Annotated in this window: 15 protein-coding genes; 10 read left to right on the forward strand and 5 right to left on the reverse strand. The window is 65.7% G+C overall.

Translation table 11 applies throughout. The features are described from left to right. Window positions 1-85 precede the first annotated feature (85 nt). A complete protein-coding gene (locus tag C2R25_RS07130; protein ID WP_103728479.1) occupies window positions 86-1,186 on the reverse strand; it encodes a branched-chain amino acid aminotransferase in 1,101 nt (366 codons plus the stop codon). A 583-nt stretch (window positions 1,187-1,769) separates the two neighbouring features. Continuing rightward, the gene (locus C2R25_RS07135) at window positions 1,770-2,351 is read right to left on the reverse strand and encodes a hypothetical protein (protein WP_103728480.1); all 582 of its coding nucleotides are present in this window, start codon (window positions 2,349-2,351) and stop codon (window positions 1,770-1,772) included. A gap of 49 nt (window positions 2,352-2,400) precedes the next feature. Here C2R25_RS07135 and C2R25_RS07140 point away from each other — a divergent pair, with 49 nt between their 5' ends. The 7 genes from C2R25_RS07140 to C2R25_RS07170 all read left to right on the forward strand — a co-directional run bounded on the left by C2R25_RS07140 (window position 2,401) and on the right by C2R25_RS07170 (window position 7,773). Further along, entirely contained in the window at window positions 2,401-3,189 is a 789-nt protein-coding gene (locus tag C2R25_RS07140) for a TlyA family RNA methyltransferase (protein ID WP_103728635.1), read from the forward strand. Window positions 3,190-3,291: 102 nt separating this feature from the next. Beyond that, complete coding sequence (locus C2R25_RS07145; protein ID WP_103728481.1) at window positions 3,292-3,846, forward strand: TspO/MBR family protein; 555 nt, start codon at window positions 3,292-3,294, stop codon at window positions 3,844-3,846. A 54-nt stretch (window positions 3,847-3,900) separates the two neighbouring features. Continuing rightward, on the forward strand, window positions 3,901-4,155 hold the full coding sequence (locus C2R25_RS07150; protein ID WP_103728482.1) for an accessory factor UbiK family protein: 255 nt from the start codon (window positions 3,901-3,903) through the stop codon (window positions 4,153-4,155). A gap of 94 nt (window positions 4,156-4,249) precedes the next feature. Beyond that, the gene (locus tag C2R25_RS07155) at window positions 4,250-4,855 is read left to right on the forward strand and encodes a DNA repair protein RecO (protein WP_103728483.1); all 606 of its coding nucleotides are present in this window, start codon (window positions 4,250-4,252) and stop codon (window positions 4,853-4,855) included. 11 nt (window positions 4,856-4,866) lie between these two features. After that, window positions 4,867-5,910 (forward strand): 3-isopropylmalate dehydrogenase, encoded by a 1,044-nt coding sequence (gene leuB / locus C2R25_RS07160; RefSeq protein ID WP_103728484.1) that lies wholly within the window; start codon window positions 4,867-4,869, stop codon window positions 5,908-5,910. Window positions 5,911-5,968: 58 nt separating this feature from the next. Continuing rightward, window positions 5,969-7,165 carry a glycosyltransferase family 2 protein gene (locus C2R25_RS07165; RefSeq protein WP_103728485.1) on the forward strand — a complete coding sequence of 399 codons (1,197 nt, stop codon included), beginning with the start codon at window positions 5,969-5,971 and terminating at the stop codon, window positions 7,163-7,165. 116 nt (window positions 7,166-7,281) lie between these two features. Beyond that, entirely contained in the window at window positions 7,282-7,773 is a 492-nt protein-coding gene (locus C2R25_RS07170) for a DUF2238 domain-containing protein (RefSeq protein WP_255400449.1), read from the forward strand. A gap of 19 nt (window positions 7,774-7,792) precedes the next feature. On the opposite strand, the gene C2R25_RS07175 is transcribed toward C2R25_RS07170, so the two are convergent. Further along, window positions 7,793-9,073, reverse strand: coding sequence for a phospholipid carrier-dependent glycosyltransferase (locus tag C2R25_RS07175; protein WP_103728487.1), 1,281 nt, complete (start codon window positions 9,071-9,073; stop codon window positions 7,793-7,795). Window positions 9,074-9,157: 84 nt separating this feature from the next. On the opposite strand from C2R25_RS07175, the gene C2R25_RS07180 reads away from it, so the two are divergent. From C2R25_RS07180 to C2R25_RS07190, 3 genes are all read left to right on the forward strand, one after another. After that, window positions 9,158-10,366 carry a PLP-dependent aspartate aminotransferase family protein gene (locus C2R25_RS07180; RefSeq protein WP_103728488.1) on the forward strand — a complete coding sequence of 403 codons (1,209 nt, stop codon included), beginning with the start codon at window positions 9,158-9,160 and terminating at the stop codon, window positions 10,364-10,366. 77 nt (window positions 10,367-10,443) lie between these two features. Continuing rightward, window positions 10,444-10,842, forward strand: a complete 399-nt coding sequence (gene apaG / locus C2R25_RS07185; RefSeq protein ID WP_103728489.1) for a Co2+/Mg2+ efflux protein ApaG — start codon at window positions 10,444-10,446, stop codon at window positions 10,840-10,842. A 49-nt stretch (window positions 10,843-10,891) separates the two neighbouring features. Next, entirely contained in the window at window positions 10,892-11,701 is an 810-nt protein-coding gene (locus tag C2R25_RS07190) for a LysR family transcriptional regulator (RefSeq protein WP_103728490.1), read from the forward strand. A gap of 147 nt (window positions 11,702-11,848) precedes the next feature. On the opposite strand, the gene C2R25_RS07195 is transcribed toward C2R25_RS07190, so the two are convergent. Together C2R25_RS07195 and C2R25_RS07200 are read right to left on the reverse strand one after the other, a co-directional pair. Further along, window positions 11,849-13,642, reverse strand: coding sequence for a M14 family metallopeptidase (locus C2R25_RS07195; RefSeq protein ID WP_103728491.1), 1,794 nt, complete (start codon window positions 13,640-13,642; stop codon window positions 11,849-11,851). A gap of 18 nt (window positions 13,643-13,660) precedes the next feature. Then, window positions 13,661-15,820: a TonB-dependent siderophore receptor gene (locus tag C2R25_RS07200; protein WP_103728492.1), complete on the reverse strand. Its 2,160-nt coding sequence runs from the start codon at window positions 15,818-15,820 to the stop codon at window positions 13,661-13,663. Between the last annotated feature and the right edge of the window lie 108 nt (window positions 15,821-15,928).

Consider the following 15,928-nt stretch of genomic DNA (forward strand, 5'->3'; position numbering starts at 1 on the left):
GCGCGTTTGACCAAGCTGCGCGCGGAGGCGCAGGACAGGCTACCCCGCCCGGCAGGGTGGCCGGGCAGGGCGGTTCCTGTTGGGGTCACGCGATCTTGCGGATCCAGCCGTGGGTGTCCGGCGCATCTCCGCGCTGGATGGACACGAGCCGGTTCTTGAGCTTGCCAGTGAGCTGGCCCGGGCCGCCGCTTCCGATGGTGAACTCACCATCGCGGCCGCTGACCTTGCCGACGGGAGTGACGACCGCGGCGGTACCGCAGGCGAAGGTTTCCACCAGCTTGCCCGAGGCGGCATCCGCGCGCCATTCGTCCAGGCTGTAGCGGCCTTCGCTGACGGTCAGTCCCTCTTCCCGGGCGAGCTGGAGCAGGCTGTCGCGGGTGATGCCCGGCAGGATGGTGCCGGTCAGTTCGGGCGTGAGAAGGGTGCCGTCGTTGAACACAAAGTACAGGTTCATGCCGCCGAGTTCCTCGATCCACTTGTGCTCGGCGGCGTCGAGAAAGACGACCTGGTCATGGCCGGCCGCGATCGCCTCTGCCTGGGGCACGAGGCTGGCGGCGTAGTTGCCGCCGCACTTCGCGGCGCCGGTGCCGCCCGGAGCCGCACGCGTATAGTCGGAAACCCAGATCGAAACGGCGGGCGCGCCGGACTTGAAATAGTTGCCGGCCGGGCTGGCGATGACGATGAACTTGTACTGCCGTGCCGGGCGAACGCCCAGGAAGGCTTCCGTTGCGATCATGAACGGGCGCAGGTACAGCGACGCGCCTTCGCCCTCGGGAATCCAGGCGCGATCAAGCTGGACCAGCTTTTCGATGGCTTCCACGAACACGGCTTCCGGCAGGTCCGGCATCGCCAGACGACGGGCCGACTGGTTGAAGCGCGCGGCATTGGCTTCCGGGCGAAACAGCGCGATGGCGCCGTCAGCCTGCTTGTAGGCCTTGAGGCCTTCGAAGATTTCCTGCGCGTAGTGGAGCACCGCCGCCGCCGGATCGAGCGCGATCGGCTGACGAGGGCCGATCACAGCGTCATGCCAGCCTTTGCCGTCCGTCCAATCGATGGTCACCATGTGATCGGTGAAATGCGTGCCGAAACCCGGATTGGCGAGCACTGCGGCGCGCGCTTCGTCGCTGGTCAGGGCGGAATTGGCAAGAGTCGTGAAAGTCAGGCCGGCATCGGCGAGAATCGCCATCGAACGTGTTCCTCTGTCTGCAACAGGATTGCGCCGGTGAACTAAAATTTCACGGAACACAACCCAAAAGCAATTATGCTTCTTCAGGTGTCAGTCTTAGCACGAAGCCTGAGGGAGGCAAAATCGGAGCATCGCCAAATGAGAAGGGCCGCACCGGCGGTCCGGTACGGCCCTTCGCATGGTCAGCGGCCGGGAAGTGCCGCCAGCGAAGCCTTTATCGTCCGTTTAACGACAATAATGCTCCGCGACGGAAATTGCCGACCTCTCTGCTGAACCATGAGACATCGGATCACCTCCTTTCGCGCTGTTGAGCCATAGTGCGCCGCATGTAGCGACTGGGACTTCGGAAAGACCCGGGCGCGTATCCCGGGACCGTCGTCTTGCTGCTATATTTGGGTGATTTCGCGTTGCACAACAAGACTTGCAATGAAAATATTTGGCGTCATGATCCTTGCTTCGGCCTGTTATCCCCAGCCTTGCGACAACTTGGAGGCTGCTGTCCAACTGCCTGCCTCAGGTGTATCGGGCCGGCGTCTGCATGCCTTCCTCCACCGTCGAAGCGCCTCTGAATGGTGCCTCCGTCTCAGCGGCAGTCCTCGATCACGCGCGAGATTTCTGTCCAGCTCGGCAGGTAAAGCGTCGGCTCTCCGGGCGCGGCGACGGCAAATCGGCCGCGGCTGAACGCCATGGCGTCAAGCACGGGGTCCCGCGGGGAGACGGTCGCACCGATGCCGCGGCCAGAGCGAGTGCCGGAGAGGGTGCTTGTGCCTGTCGAGGTCATGATGGTGAGTGTTGCCGAACCGGCGCCGGATGGGCCGGCCCGCAGAAGCGTCATCGTGCTGCGTCCCGGATCGCATTGGACGACGAATTGCCCGCTGCCGAAGGTGGCTCCCGATGCCGTGCCATTGGCCGCATAAGTCCATTGTCCCGCCGTCTGGGCAGCATCACGCCAGTCCGTATTGGGCGCCAGTTGCGGCCGGGAGGGCGCGGGGCGCTGCGCTGGCGCAGGCGCGGCCGGTTCCTGTGCCGGAGGGGGCGTCGGCATGGAGGGCGGTGGGGGGACACATCCGGCAAGAAGCCCCGTCGATGCGGCGCTGGCGGCAAGGATGCGGGGGAGAAAGCCCTTTGCGAACGAATTGGCGCGGCTGCGCGGATTTGCCTTCATGGGCATGGTATGGAATGAGGCGCGCCTCATCTCAAGTGCGTACCTTTCCATGACCGACCCAACAAAGCCCCGTTCCGTCGAAAACACGCCGTCGCCCAAGGCGGCGAAACTGCGCGTCGATCAGTTGCTCGTAGACCGGGGGCTGGCGGAAAGCCGTACCCGGGCACAGGCGCTTGTGCTGGCCGGACTGGTTTTCTCAGGGGAGACGAAGATCGCCAAGCCCGGCCAGTCTGTGAAGGCGGACGCTCCGATCGAGGTGCGCGGCCGGGACCACCCGTGGGTGTCGCGCGGCGGGATCAAGCTTGCGCACGCCATCGAGCATTTCGGGCTTGATCCAAATGGAGCGGTGGCGATGGACATCGGCAGCTCCACGGGCGGGTTCACCGATGTCCTGCTGAAGCACGGGGCGGCGCGGGTTTTTGCGGTCGATTCCGGGACCAACCAGCTCGCATGGAAGCTCCGCACCGATCCGCGCGTCACTGTTCTGGAACAGACCAGCGCCCGCATCCTGACACCTCAGCAGATCGACGCAGCCTGTGACTGGGTGGTGTGCGATGCCAGCTTCATCGGGCTGGCGAAGGTGCTGGAGGTGCCGCTCCGGCTGGCGGCGCCGCGTTGCCGTCTCGTGGCTCTCATCAAGCCCCAGTTCGAGGTGGGGCGCAGCGAGGTCGGGAAGGGCGGCGTGGTGCGGGACCCGGCGCTCCATGCCCGCGTCTGCGAAGAGGTGCGCGCATGGCTGGAGGGCGAAGGCTGGACGATACAGGGGATCGTCGAGAGCCCGATCAAGGGGCCCGAGGGCAACATCGAATTTCTCGTTTCGGCACAGCGCGGACAATGACCTCTGCGCGACGATTGCACCGGGGGCCGCACGGCTTCACAACCCGCGCCGGAATTGGATTACCGCGATTCGGGAGCCGCCAGTGCAGATGACCCTGCCGACATGAACCTTCTTGCCTCCCCGGGGCAGTTGCGCGCCAGCTTCATGCGCTGGGCGCTCGTCTGCGTACCGGCGGTCATGCTCCTGGGCTTCCTGTCCGGCGCCGTTTCGCAAAGCGGCCCCGGCAACCTGTGGTTCGATGAACTGGTGAAGCCTGCGGCCTTCCCGCCGCCGGCCCTGTTCGGCATCGTGTGGAGCGTGCTGTACGCCGTGCTCGGAGTGGCGCTGGCGATGATCCTTTCCGCACGCGGCGCGCGCGGCCGTGGTCCCGCCGTGACGGTCTTCGCCATGCAGTTCGCGTTGAACCTTGCCTGGTCGCCCGTCTTTTTCGGTGCACACCAGATGAGCGCCGCGCTTGTCGTGATCGCTGTGCTGCTGCTGCTGGCGATCCTGACGGCGCTGCTGTTTTCCCGTGTGCGGCCCCTCGCCGGGGCCCTGCTGGTGCCGTACGTGCTGTGGCTCGCCTTCGCCGCATACCTCAACTTCGGGTTCCTTCAGGCGAATCCGGACCTCGACGGCGTGCAGCGTTCCGGCGCGGTGGAGCGTTTCACGATCTGAGGCGGCGTGCACAACCCTCTTGCACAGCGGGCGCGGGCGCTCCATCTAGCGTCCATGCAAAGCGAAAACCCCTTTGTCGCCGACTTCGTCAAGATGATGAACAGCGCCGCCGGCACACTGGCCGGAATGGGCCGCGAAGCGCGTGAAGGCGCGCGGGAGCGGGTGAAGGAGTTCATGGGCGATATGGACTTCGTCAGCCGCGAGGAGTTCGAAGCCGTCAAGGAAATGGCGGCGACGGCGCGGGCCGAATCGGAAGCGCTGAGGGCTCGTATCGAAGCGCTCGAAGCCAAGCTGACTCCGCCGCTCTGAGCGGCTCTGGACCGGCGCTGATCTCGCGTCGTCTTGAGGAGCGAATGTTTTCCCCGCGTTTGCTCCATGGCGCTGAGCCTTAACACCAGGCGCCATGCACTTTCGCGCTCCCGCCATTGTCTGTGCCGCCCTGCCGCATGGAGAGGCTGCCGTCGTCGCCCGGCTTCTCACGGCGGAGCACGGGCTGGTGGGCGCCTATGTCGCGGGGGGCAGGGGACGCCTGCTTCGTCCTGTCCTGATCCCGGGCAATACCGTTGATGCCGAGCTGCGCTCCAGGTCGGACACGCAGCTTCCCTTTGCGCGCGTGGAGCTTCTGCAGAGCCGTGCGCCCTGGCTTGCCGAGCCTCTTCCGGCAGCGGCCATCAGCTGGAGCACGGCGCTCGCCGCGTCGGTGCTGCCGGAGCGACAGGCCTTTCCGGCGCTGTTCGAGGCTTTGTCAGGCCTGCTCCAGGCCGTCTGCGTCGCCCCTTCCGCGCGCGGCTGGGCGATGGGCCTGCTGCGGTACGAAGTGCTCGTGCTGCGCGAACTCGGCTACGGCGCCCGCGTCGCCCGTCCGCCTGACGGAGACTGGGGCGCTCTTCTCGAGGCGTTCGATCGTGTGGGGCGCGAATTGGCGCGCTACGCGCTTGCCGATCGCAGAAGAGACGTTATGGCGGCGCGCGTCCTGCTGCGCGAGCGGCTGGGCCGGATCGGAAGCTGAGGGGTACGACTATGCGCATTGCTGTTTTTGCCGGAGACGGAATCGGTCCCGAGGTCACGGAACAGGCTGTGCGCGTTCTCCAGGCGCTTGAAATCGAAGGGATGGAACTCGTCGAAGGCGACGTCGGCGGGGCCGCGTACCGCAGGCACGGCCACCCGCTGCCGGAAGCGACGCTGGATATCGCGCGCTCGGCGGATGCGATCCTGTTCGGCGCGGTGGGTGATTTTTCGCTCGACCATCTGGAGCGCGCGCTCCGCCCGGAGCAGGCGGTTCTCGGCCTGCGCAAGGAGCTCGGCCTCTTCGCAAACCTGCGGCCCGCCACGGTGTTCAAAGGCCTTGAGGACCTGTCGACCTTGCGCCCGGAAGTGTCGGGCAAGATCGACCTGCTCATCGTGCGCGAGCTTAACGGCGATGTGTACTTCGGCGAGAAGGGCACGCGCACGCTGGAAGACGGCCGCCGCCAGGGCTGGGACATGATGTCCTACGCCGAGGACGAAGTGCGCCGCATCGCACATGCCGGTTTCAAGGCGGCGCAGGGCCGTTCCGGTCGCCTGTGCTCCGTCGATAAGGCCAACGTGCTCGAAACCTCGCAGCTGTGGCGCGACGTGATGATCGAGGTGTCGAAGGAATACCCCGACGTCGAACTGACTCACATGTACGTCGACAACGCGGCGATGCAGCTGGTGAAGAATCCCGGCGCCTTCGACGTGATCGTCACCGGCAATCTCTTCGGTGACATCCTCAGCGATCAGGCGAGCATGTGCGTGGGCTCCATCGGCCTGCTCGCTTCCGCAAGCCTGGCGGAAGGCAAGTTCGGCCTCTATGAGCCGATCCACGGTTCGGCGCCGGACATCGCCGGCAAGGCGCTCGCCAACCCCATGGCCACCATCCTTTCGGCGGCGATGCTGCTGCGCCACTCCTTCGGCCTCGAGGAGCAGGCGGCGCGGATCGAAGCGGCTGTCGCCGCGACTCTCGCCGATGGCATCAAGGGCGGCGATCTTGGCGGATCAGCGGGCACGAAGGAAATCGGTGACGCGGTCCTCGCGCGCCTGTAAAGGTTGCGCCGGTACGCAATAATCGTTTCTTGACGATTCAGACATAAAAACAGGGCTAATGAACATTTCGAGTTCCGATCTCGCGCAGGCTGCCGAAGCCGCCGCTGAAGCCGTTTCGCCGCCTGCGAAGCCGCTCGAGCTGGCGGTGGTTCTGCCGACATACAACGAGCGCAAGAACATCGCGACGATGGTCGCGCGACTCGACAAGGCGTTGGCCGGTGTCGCGTGGGAAGCCATCTACGTGGATGACAACAGCCCGGACGGTACGGCGGACGAAGCCCGCCGCCTGTCGTTGGTCGACCCCCGCGTACGCTGCATTCAGCGGATCGGCCGCCGCGGCCTTGCCAGCGCGGCGATCGAGGGCATGTGCGCGACCGCCGCGCCGGTTGTTGCGGTGATGGACGCCGATCACCAGCACGATCCCGAATTGCTTCCGCAGATGCTGCAGGCCATCACTTCGGGCGAATACGACCTGGCTTACGCGTCCCGCTTTGCCGAAGGTGCAAGCACGGACGCCTGGGGCCGCCCCGACCGCGTCAAGGCTTCCGGTCTTGCCAACCGTATCGCCAACAAGGTGACCGGCGTTGAACTGACGGACCCTATGAGCGGGTTCTTCATGCTGCGTGCGCGGACCCTGCGAGCCGACGCGCATCGTCTTTCAGGCGTGGGCTTCAAGATTCTGCTCGATATCCTGGCGACGGTGGAAACGCCGCTGCGCGTCAAGGAATTCCCCCTCAACTTCGCCGCCCGCGCGGAAGGCGAAAGCAAGTTGGACCAGACCGTCGTGTTCGAATTCCTCGTGGGTCTTTACGACAAGTGGCTGGGCCGGATCATCCCGACCCGCTTCGCGCTGTTCGGCACCGTGGGTGCCATGGGCGTTGTGGTGCAGCTGGCGGTGTTGTGGATCATGCTCCACATCGTCTTCGGAGAGCGCTTCGTCTACGGCAACTGGTCGGAAAGCACGACCTTCAACATCTCGAACACCATCGCCGCACTCGTCGCGATGACGTTCAACTTCGTACTGAACAACGAACTGACGTACTCCGACAAACGCCTGCGCGGCTTCGGGCCGCTGATGCGTGGCTGGGCGCAGTTCGCGCTGACCTGCTCGCTGGGCCTGCTCACGAACATCGGCTCTGCCGCGGTGCTGAAGACCATCGGCGTGCATGATGTGCTCGCCGTTGTGACCGGCGTGTTGCTCGCCTCGGTCTTCAACTTCGCGCTCTCGTCCAAGTTCGTCTGGGGCAAGTACTGACCCTGCCGCGTGCTCAGGCGGCGCTGCTTGGCTTCACGGCCGCAGCGGCGCTGCTGAGCCTGGTCGACGCGCCGTATCCCCGCCTCGCCCCGCTGCAGAACCTGCCGACGCTGGCGGTGGTCGCGGGGCTATGGCTCGCGCTGCGGCGCTGGTCCATGCCGACCGGTGCGGTGCTCTGCGTCTGCGTGTTCCTGTGGCTGCACACGCTCGGCGGGCGCTACATCTACTCCTTTGTCCCTTACGAGGACTGGGCCCGCGCGTTGGGCGTGCCGTCCCCCGCAGAGGTGCTGGGGCTGGAGCGGAACGCATGGGACCGGCTGGTCCATTTCAGCTTCGGCGCGTGCCTGATTTATCCCGCCTCCGAAGGATTGTCGCGTCACAAAGGGCTCTCACGCGGCCTTGCGACGTACATCGCGGTCGAGTTCGTTTTGGCGGCCAGCGCAGTCTACGAAGTTTTCGAGTGGCTGCTGACGGTGTTCATGGCGGGGCCGGATGCGTTGGCTTACAATGGACAGCAGGGCGACGTGTGGGATCCGCAGAAGGACATGGCGTTGGCAGCGCTGGGCGCGCTATTCGCAGCGCTGGTTCTGCGCCTCCGCCGCCGTTGAGACCACGACCGACGGCCCATCAGCGCCAGGTGGGCAGCCACATCCAGAAGTTGTAGGCATCCTTGAACGGCAGCGGCCATCCGGAGATGATCGGGTAGAACAGCACGAACAGCGCCAGAGACAACCCGAAGACTCCCCGCGGCACGAGCCGCCAGCGATCGCGGCGGTCCCACAGCGCGTCGAGCGCCAGCGCAAGGATCGCCATCAGGAAGGCGCCCGGCAGCAGGTAGTGATAGTAGAACTGCACCGGCTTGCCGTTGAAGATCCACATCGCGACGCAGAGCGCATAGAGGACAGCGAAGAACAGGACGTCGCGCCGGCGCCGGAAAGCGGCGGCCCAGAGCCCCCAGAAGAACGCTGCCAGCCCCGCCAGCATCGCCAGCGGATTTCCGATCATGACGATGCCACGGTGCGCGCCGTCCACGTTCTCGAACAGATACCAGATGCCGCGGAGGTTGAGGACCCACTGATACCAGTAGGTCTTGTAGGGGTGCGGCTTCTTCACGCTGTCCTGCAGGCGCACCATGAGCTCATGCTGTTCGACGACGCCGAGCGGCGCGATGGCATGGTGAGGGTAGAACATCGCCGGGATATACGTGGCCCAGTAGACGGCGAGCGGGAGCAGACCGAGCCAGAGCACCGCCTCGACGAGGCTGACACCCTTGATCGGGCCCGCGCCGCGCTTGCCGATGAAGGCAGGGCCGGTCTCCGCGACGCGCATGACAAGGAAGGCGAGGCCGGGGACCGCAAGCGCCGGTGCGCCGCTCCATTTGGCGCCGAGGGACAGGCCGAGCGCCAGTCCGCTGCCGAACAGATGCAGGCGGGCGATGCCGGTGCGTCGCGCGCGCCAGGCGGCGGCAAACTGCCACAGCCCGACCATGCAAAGGCCGGCCGAGATCATGTCGAGCATGGCGATGCGGCTCTGAACGAACCACATGAAGTTGGTGGCAAGCAGGATCGTTGCCAGGATCGTCGCGCGGCGCCGCAGCGACACAAGCCAGACGAGGCGGGAGAAGGCGAGCAGACCCAGTCCGCCGAACAGCGCCGGTCCGAGCCTCCATGCCAGCGGCCGGTCCCCGAGCAGGTGAATGAGCGCGGCGATCACCTCCTTGCCGAACAGCGGATGTTCCCGGTTCGCCGGGATGAGTTCCAGCAGCTTCAGCGCGGCGGGAACGTAGTGGATCTCGTCGAAGTAGTATCGCGTCGGCGTGCCGAGCCGCCACAGAACAAGCGCCTGGAAAGCCGCAACGACTAGCAGGCACCAGCCGAGCGGATCGCGATCTTGACGAAAGAGAGACATCGGATCGGCGGATAAGCGGCTCGCAGCCGCAGGGCAAGCGCATCGGCTTGCGCTATCAACCGTGCGCTCCTAGAGGCATGGGCCATGAAACGCACGACCGGACAGGACCGCAGCCAGACCCGCAACTGGCGTCCCGCAACCCGCGCGATCCGCGGAGGCACTTGGCGCTCGGAAATGGGTGAGACCAGCGAGGCGCTCTTCCTGACGTCCGGCTACAGCTATGATGACGCGGCGACCGTCGCGGCCCGTTTTGCGGGTGAGCAGGACGGTATGACCTACTCGCGCCTGCAGAATCCGACCGTGGCCATGCTGGAGGAGCGCATCGCTCTTCTGGAAGGGGCCGAAGCCTGCCGCACGCAAGCGTCCGGTATGGCGGCGATGACCGCAGCGCTCCTGTGCCAGCTCTCGGCGGGAGACCACATGGTCACCGCGCGCGCGGCTTTCGGTTCGTGCCGCTGGCTGGGCGATCACCTGCTTCCCCGTTTCGGCGTGGAGGTGACGGTGGTCGATGCATCGGATACCGCACAGTGGGAGGCGGCGATCCGTCCGAACACCAAGGTGTTCTTCTTCGAAACCCCGGCGAACCCGACGATGGACGTGGCCGATCTTGCGGCTATCGCAGAGATCGCCAAGGCCCACGGAATCACGACCGTGGTTGACAACGCCTTCTGTTCCCCGGCGCTGCAGCGGCCGATGGAGTTCGGCATCGATGTCGTCGCCTATTCAGCGACAAAGCTGATGGACGGGCAGGGCCGGGTCCTTGCCGGCGCAGTCTGTGGCTCGGAGGAATTCGTCAACGACAAGCTGTTGCCCTTCCAGCGCAACACCGGACCGAACCTTTCGCCGTTCAACGCGTGGGTCGTGCTCAAGGGGCTGGAGACGCTCGACCTGCGCGCGAAGAAGCAGAGCGAGAACGCTCTGGCGCTGGGCAAGTTCATCGAGAAGCGCGTGCCGAAGATTCTGCATCCCTGGCTGGACAGCCACCCGGCGCAGGAACTGGCGATGAAGCAGATGGACGCGTGCGGGCCGATCTTCTCCTTCGTTCTCGATGGTGGGCGGGAGCAGGCCCACGCCCTGCTCGACGCGCTGCAGCTCATCGATATCTCGAACAACATCGGGGACTCGCGTTCGCTGATGTGCCACCCGGCCTCCACCACCCACCACAACATGGGAGCCGAGGCGCGCGAGGCGATGGGTATCGGCGAAGGCATGTTGCGCATCAACGTCGGCCTTGAGGACATCGGCGACCTCATGGAGGACATGGACCAGGCCTTGAGCAAGGCAGGGCTCTGAGTTAAGGTCGGAACCCGGAACCTGTCCCTTGCTGCACGGTTGTAGCCTGACGAAACCGTCGTTAGGCTATCCGTGTCATGAAGGAACTTTTCCAGCACACCGCCATCACTGACAGCCTCACTGTACGGGTGGCCGTCAGCTTCCTGCCCGAGCAATCGCGCATCGAAGCAGGGAAGTGGTTCTGGGTCTACCATATCCGCATCGAGAACGACACGGACGGTACGGTTCAGCTCATGAACCGGCACTGGCGTATCACCGACGCCAACGGCAAGGTCGATGTGGTCGAGGGAGACGGGGTGGTCGGTGAACAGCCGGTGCTCGAACCCGGCCGCAGCCATGACTACGTTTCAGGATGTCCGCTCTCCACCCCACAGGGATCGATGGAAGGCTACTACACCTTCCGCCGGGCCGACGGGTCCGAGTTCATCGCACAGATACCATTCTTCCCGCTGGCGGCCCCTGCCACGGCGGGCTGACCGCGCCCTGACGCTTGCCTGTGCAACGGCCGGCGCATAGGGAAGCGTCATGAAGCGCACTCATCTGCCCCTCAACGCGCTGCGCGTATTCGATGCTGCCGCGCGGCATCTCTCGTTCACCCGGGCTGCTGACGAACTGGCTGTGACGCCCGCTGCGGTCGGACAGCAGATCCGCGCCCTCGAAGACCTGCTCGGCGTCGTGCTGTTCCGCCGCACCAGCAAGGGCCTTGAACTCACCGAGGAGGCCGGTTCCGGGCTCGCGGCGCTGCGTACCGGCTTTCTTCACTTCGAGGATGCGGTCCAGGCGATGCAGGCGGGCCAGTCCAGCCACGTCTATACCATCGCCTGCCCGCGGGAGTTCTTCGCGGCGTGGCTGGCCCCCCGCCTCGCCGTGTTCCGGGCTCAAAACCCGCAGGTGCGCTACGTCATCGTCGATGGCGAACGCACGGACTTCACCGAAGCGAACCTTGATCTTGCCGTGCGCTGGACCGATGGGCCTGGCGATCTGGAGGGGGTCGCGCTGGGGGCTGCGGCGTGGGTCGAAGTGGGCCGGGGCGACTGGATCGGCTGGCCCGGTGATCCGGAGCCGGCAGGCAAGGAGGAGCAGGGCGGTGACGACGGAAAAGCCGAAGTCATGGTGGGGGATGCGGGGCAGGCGATTGCTGCGGCGCTTGCCGGCATGGGCCGCGCGCGCGTTCCAGCACTTCTCGCCGCAAGCCTTGCGGGCGACGACCGGGCGGAGATGATCGGGAGCCCCATCGCCTGCCGGCGCGGATACTGGCTGGTGGCGCCTGTGCCGCAGTGGCGGCAGAAGAAAGTCAAGGAACTCGTGGCAGCGCTCACCGCCGGAGGGCAGTGAGCCGACGGTACTGCGGCGGCACAGCCGTCGGCCGCTCAGTCCTGGCGAAGCTGGGACTCACGTTGCAGCTGAACGCGCGGCGCTCATCTCCGCCGCCAAGGCGGATTCCGGACGTGGCACGGCGCTCGTCCCGGGCGCAGCAGGAACTCATCCGCCAGCCTGCGGCAATTCCCGCAGGACAGGGTAGACGTGGCTGAACGGGTCGCGATGCGGCAGGCGCTCGGCCAGCCACGCCATCCGTGCTTCGGGATCGCTCGCGAAGGCGGCGTCGGCTGCAAGCTTGCTCTCAAAGGTAAGGCGAACCTGCGGATTGGATTGTAGCAGTGCATCAAGGATCGGCGCCATGACGAAGTCCTCGGTTCCGGCGGGGGGTGAGAGCACTTCGGGGAAAAGCCCCCAGGCGAGGAAGCTGTCCTGGCTTTCAGGCTCCAGCAGAGCGGCCGCAAGCAGCCCCAGCGGCTGATCGGCCGGAACCCGCACAGTGCCTGCCCGGACCATCGTTTCAGCCTGTTCGTGCGTGAAGCGCGCTTCGACGGGAATGCGCCCATCATGCGCTTTCGCCAGCTTCACGTCCTGGAGATGCACCGTGTCCACCGGCAGGGTTCGGTCGCTAGCCAGGGCTTCGAAACCGATGCCGTGAAGGCGCAACTTCTCGATGACTTCCCTCTGGGCGGCGGGAACCAGCCACGCCACGGGCAGGCGAACCGATTCGACAGGATCCTGCCCGATGATCGGCATGCGGAAGGTTATCCGCTTACCGGTCCACCGCTGCTCCATCCGTCCGGTGGCAGGGGACCTGTACGTGTCGAAGGCAACGCCCTTGAACCTGTCGACCCAACCGATCGGCTGCTTCGCAGGCGTCCACCGCGTGAGCAGTTGCACGGGCCGCTCGGCGCGGTCGATCGCCTTTGCCTCCGCTATCCGATCGGCGTCCTGCGCCGCCAGCTCGAGAGCCGCTTCCAGCAGCACGTAGGTTCCGAGCACGCGTTGGCAGTAAGGCTTCAGCATGTGGTTCTCGACCAGCACGGTGGGCACGCCGATGAAGTCGCCATAGCCGGTCGAATAGCGCGGCCCCTCCGGGCTGTAGCGAATGCCCTTCTGCGGATCGCGGGTGTCGAGCGGGCTGGGATAGATGATCGGCTCGTGCCCGGCGCGGGTCAACGCCGCCTTCACGGTGGGGCCGAAGCGCTGCTCCAGCCAGAGCGCCGTGGCACGGTGGCGTGCGTACTTGCCCCAGCCAGCGTAGGTATACGTGACGTCGTACTGCATGTCGAAGCCGCCGCTGACGTGGCAGTCTATGTAAAGCACGGGATCCAGCCGCTGCAGCAGAGCGACGATGGCGCGCACTTCGGGCGTGTCGAGCTTCGAGTAGTCACGGTTGAGATTGATGTCGCGCGCGTTGCCCTCAGTGCCTTTGGCGTCTGGCCCGCGCACGTGGAGGAAGTTCCAGGGGCTTGCCCGCTCGTGCCCGTCGATGTTGAGGATCGGCACGAAAACAAGATCAACCCTGTCGAGCAGGTCCTGCTTTCCGCGCATGGCGATGTCGCGCAGCAGCATGAGGCCCGCGTCCTTGCCGTCGATCTCGCCCGAGTGAATGCCCGCCTGCACGAGGACGACAGGCTTGCCGGCACTGCCCTTGCTGGCACGCACCATCAGCAGATCGCGACCCTCGCCGGTCTTGCCGAAGCTCGCTACGCTGATCAGCGGCGAGGCCTTGTCGAGGTGCTCCAGCCAGCTGCGCATCTCGTCAAAGCGCGGCGTCGTGCGGAACCCGGCGGCTTCGGCGGGGGTGATCCATGGATCGCCCGCAGGAGCAACGAGCTTTTCACTCGCACCCGACCACGCCAGCGCCGGCGGCAGCACGGTCGGTGGCACCGGCTCCGCCGCGACCGCCGCTGTGGTCATGGCAAGAGTGGTGGCGATCGTGGCGAACTTCAGCATCGATGTGTTCTCCTGCGGTCAGAACCGGGCGCGCAGGCCCACGGTGCCGGTGCGCGGCGTGCCGGGCTGCACCCACAGCGGTGAGTAGCTGTTGGCGTACCAGTGTTCGTCGAAGAGGTTGGTCACAGAGGCGAACAGGTCGATATGCTCCATCACCTCGACCCTGCCGAACAGGCGGAACAGTGTGTGCGAGGGCAGCATGAAATCGGTGCCCGTCTCGCCCGACCGCTTCGCGACGTAGTGCATGCCTGCGCCGAGCTGCGCCTCCCGCTTGCCGACGGCGAACGTCTTGGCGACCTGCATGTTGAGGTTGTGCCGGGGGATGTTGATCAGCGGATCGCCGGGGCTGATCTGGAAGGAATAGTTCGGATCAAGCATGCTCGAACGCGCTTCCGCATCGACGTAGGCGTAGCTTAGCAGCACGTCCAGGCCGCCGGGAAGGCGGCCGTTTAGATCGAATTCGACGCCGCGGCTCCGCGCCTTGCCGATGGCGAGCGAGTAGCCGGGGTTGTTGGCGTCGGTCGCCAGAACGTTCGCCTTGGTGAGCTGGAACACCGAAAGCGTTCCGTTGAGCGCACCGCCAAGCAGGGTAAGCTTCAGCCCCGCCTCGATCGATTCGCTTGTCTCAGGGTCGAAGATCACCCCGTTCACGTCAGTGCCCACGTTGGCGCGGAAGCCCTGCCCATAGGCGGCGTAGACGGTCAGCGGATCGCTCAGCCTGTAGACGATACCGGCCTGCGGGCTGAAGCGGCTCCGGGTGCGGCGGCTGTCCACTCCGGTCAGCCGGTTGTCGGTCTCCAGCGTGACCCGGTCGTAGCGGCCTCCGATGCGGACCTGCAGCCGGTCGGTGATCTCGATCTGGTCCTGCACGTAGGCGCCGGTCGCACGCTGGCGGTCAGTGCGGTCGGTCGTGACGGAGGTGGCCGGCAGGGGAAAGCGGCCGTAGACGGGATCGAGAATGTCGATGACATTGCCCTGCTGTTCGGTCGGGTTCGAAATCAGCGTCGGCGGACGGTAGCGTGTGAAGTAGTTGTCGTACGTGAACTCGTCGTGATCGGCACCGATCAGCACGCGGTGGCGCAGGGATCCGGTTGCGAACTCTCCGGCAAGCTCGGCGCGCACGACCTTGTGGTTCGCATCGTAGCGACGCGACCGGCGCTGGCGGGAGAGCGAACGGCCGTCGGTATAGAGCGCCTGGCGCGAGGGCACCGTCTCTGCATCGGAGGAGGAGCCGGTGAGCAGCGTGTCGCGGATGCTGCCGCCGACGAGCAGGCTCCAGCGATCGCTGAACTCGTGCTGCAGGCGCAGCTGGTGTCCTTCGGCGCGGGCTACGGTGTCGCCATCGCCCGGCTCGCCAAGAAAGCGCGAGCGCGGCACAGTATCGAAATTGCCGTTCAGCACGACGATGCCGCGATCGAAAGGCACGGCCACGCGCGTCTTCTCGAAGTCATACGTCAGGCGCGTGTCGGGCCCGAGCGCGAGCCCGACCGAAGGCAGGAAGCCCCAGCGCGACTGCTGGATGTGATCGCGGAAGGTGTTGCCGTCCTCGGCATAGCCGATCAGCCGTAGGGTGAGCTCGCCTGTCACCGCGACGTTGACGTCAGCCTCGCCGCGCACCCGGTCCCAGCTGCCGTACTGTACGGCAGCCGTACCGAAGGTGCGACCCAGTTCGGCCTGCTTGGTGATGAGGTTGATCGTGCCGCCCGGTTCGCCCCGTCCGACCAGCGCGGCAGCGGGACCCTTCAGCACTTCGACCCGCTCGATCCCGGCCACGTCGCGCTGCCCGCCAAACCCGCGTCCGCCGTTGAAGCCATTGACGAGATAGCCGCTGGGCATGTTCTCGTCCCCTGCAAAGCCCCGGATTGCGAAGGAGTCCCACAGCCCGCCGAGCGTGTTCTGCCGCACCACCGATGCGTTGAGGTCGAGCGCGTCAGTCAGCCGCTGGATGGTGTTCTGCTCGAGCGTCTCGGCATCGATCTCGGCGATCGACTGAGGGATCTCCGAAACCGCGAAGTTGCCGCGGTAGGCCTGGCGCACTCCGGTGACCGTGATGGCGGCGTTGCGTTCCTCGCCATCACGTTCTGCCTCCTCTGCAAACGCCTGACCTACAGGCGCCAGCACAATGGCGAACGGCAGAGTTCCGGCCAGCAGCCGGCGGTCCTTGGCAAAATGACGCATGAGATCCCCACGACGAATGTATGACGGGGTGCGCTGTGCCTCCTCGTTCGAGGCGGCTTTTGTCAGGACAGCGGTGGCTCGTCAATGATATGTTGCATCATCACAACT

It is taken from the genome of Novosphingobium sp. HII-3 (assembly GCF_002916655.1).
Taxonomy (GTDB): Bacteria; Pseudomonadota; Alphaproteobacteria; order Sphingomonadales; family Sphingomonadaceae; genus Novosphingobium; species Novosphingobium panipatense.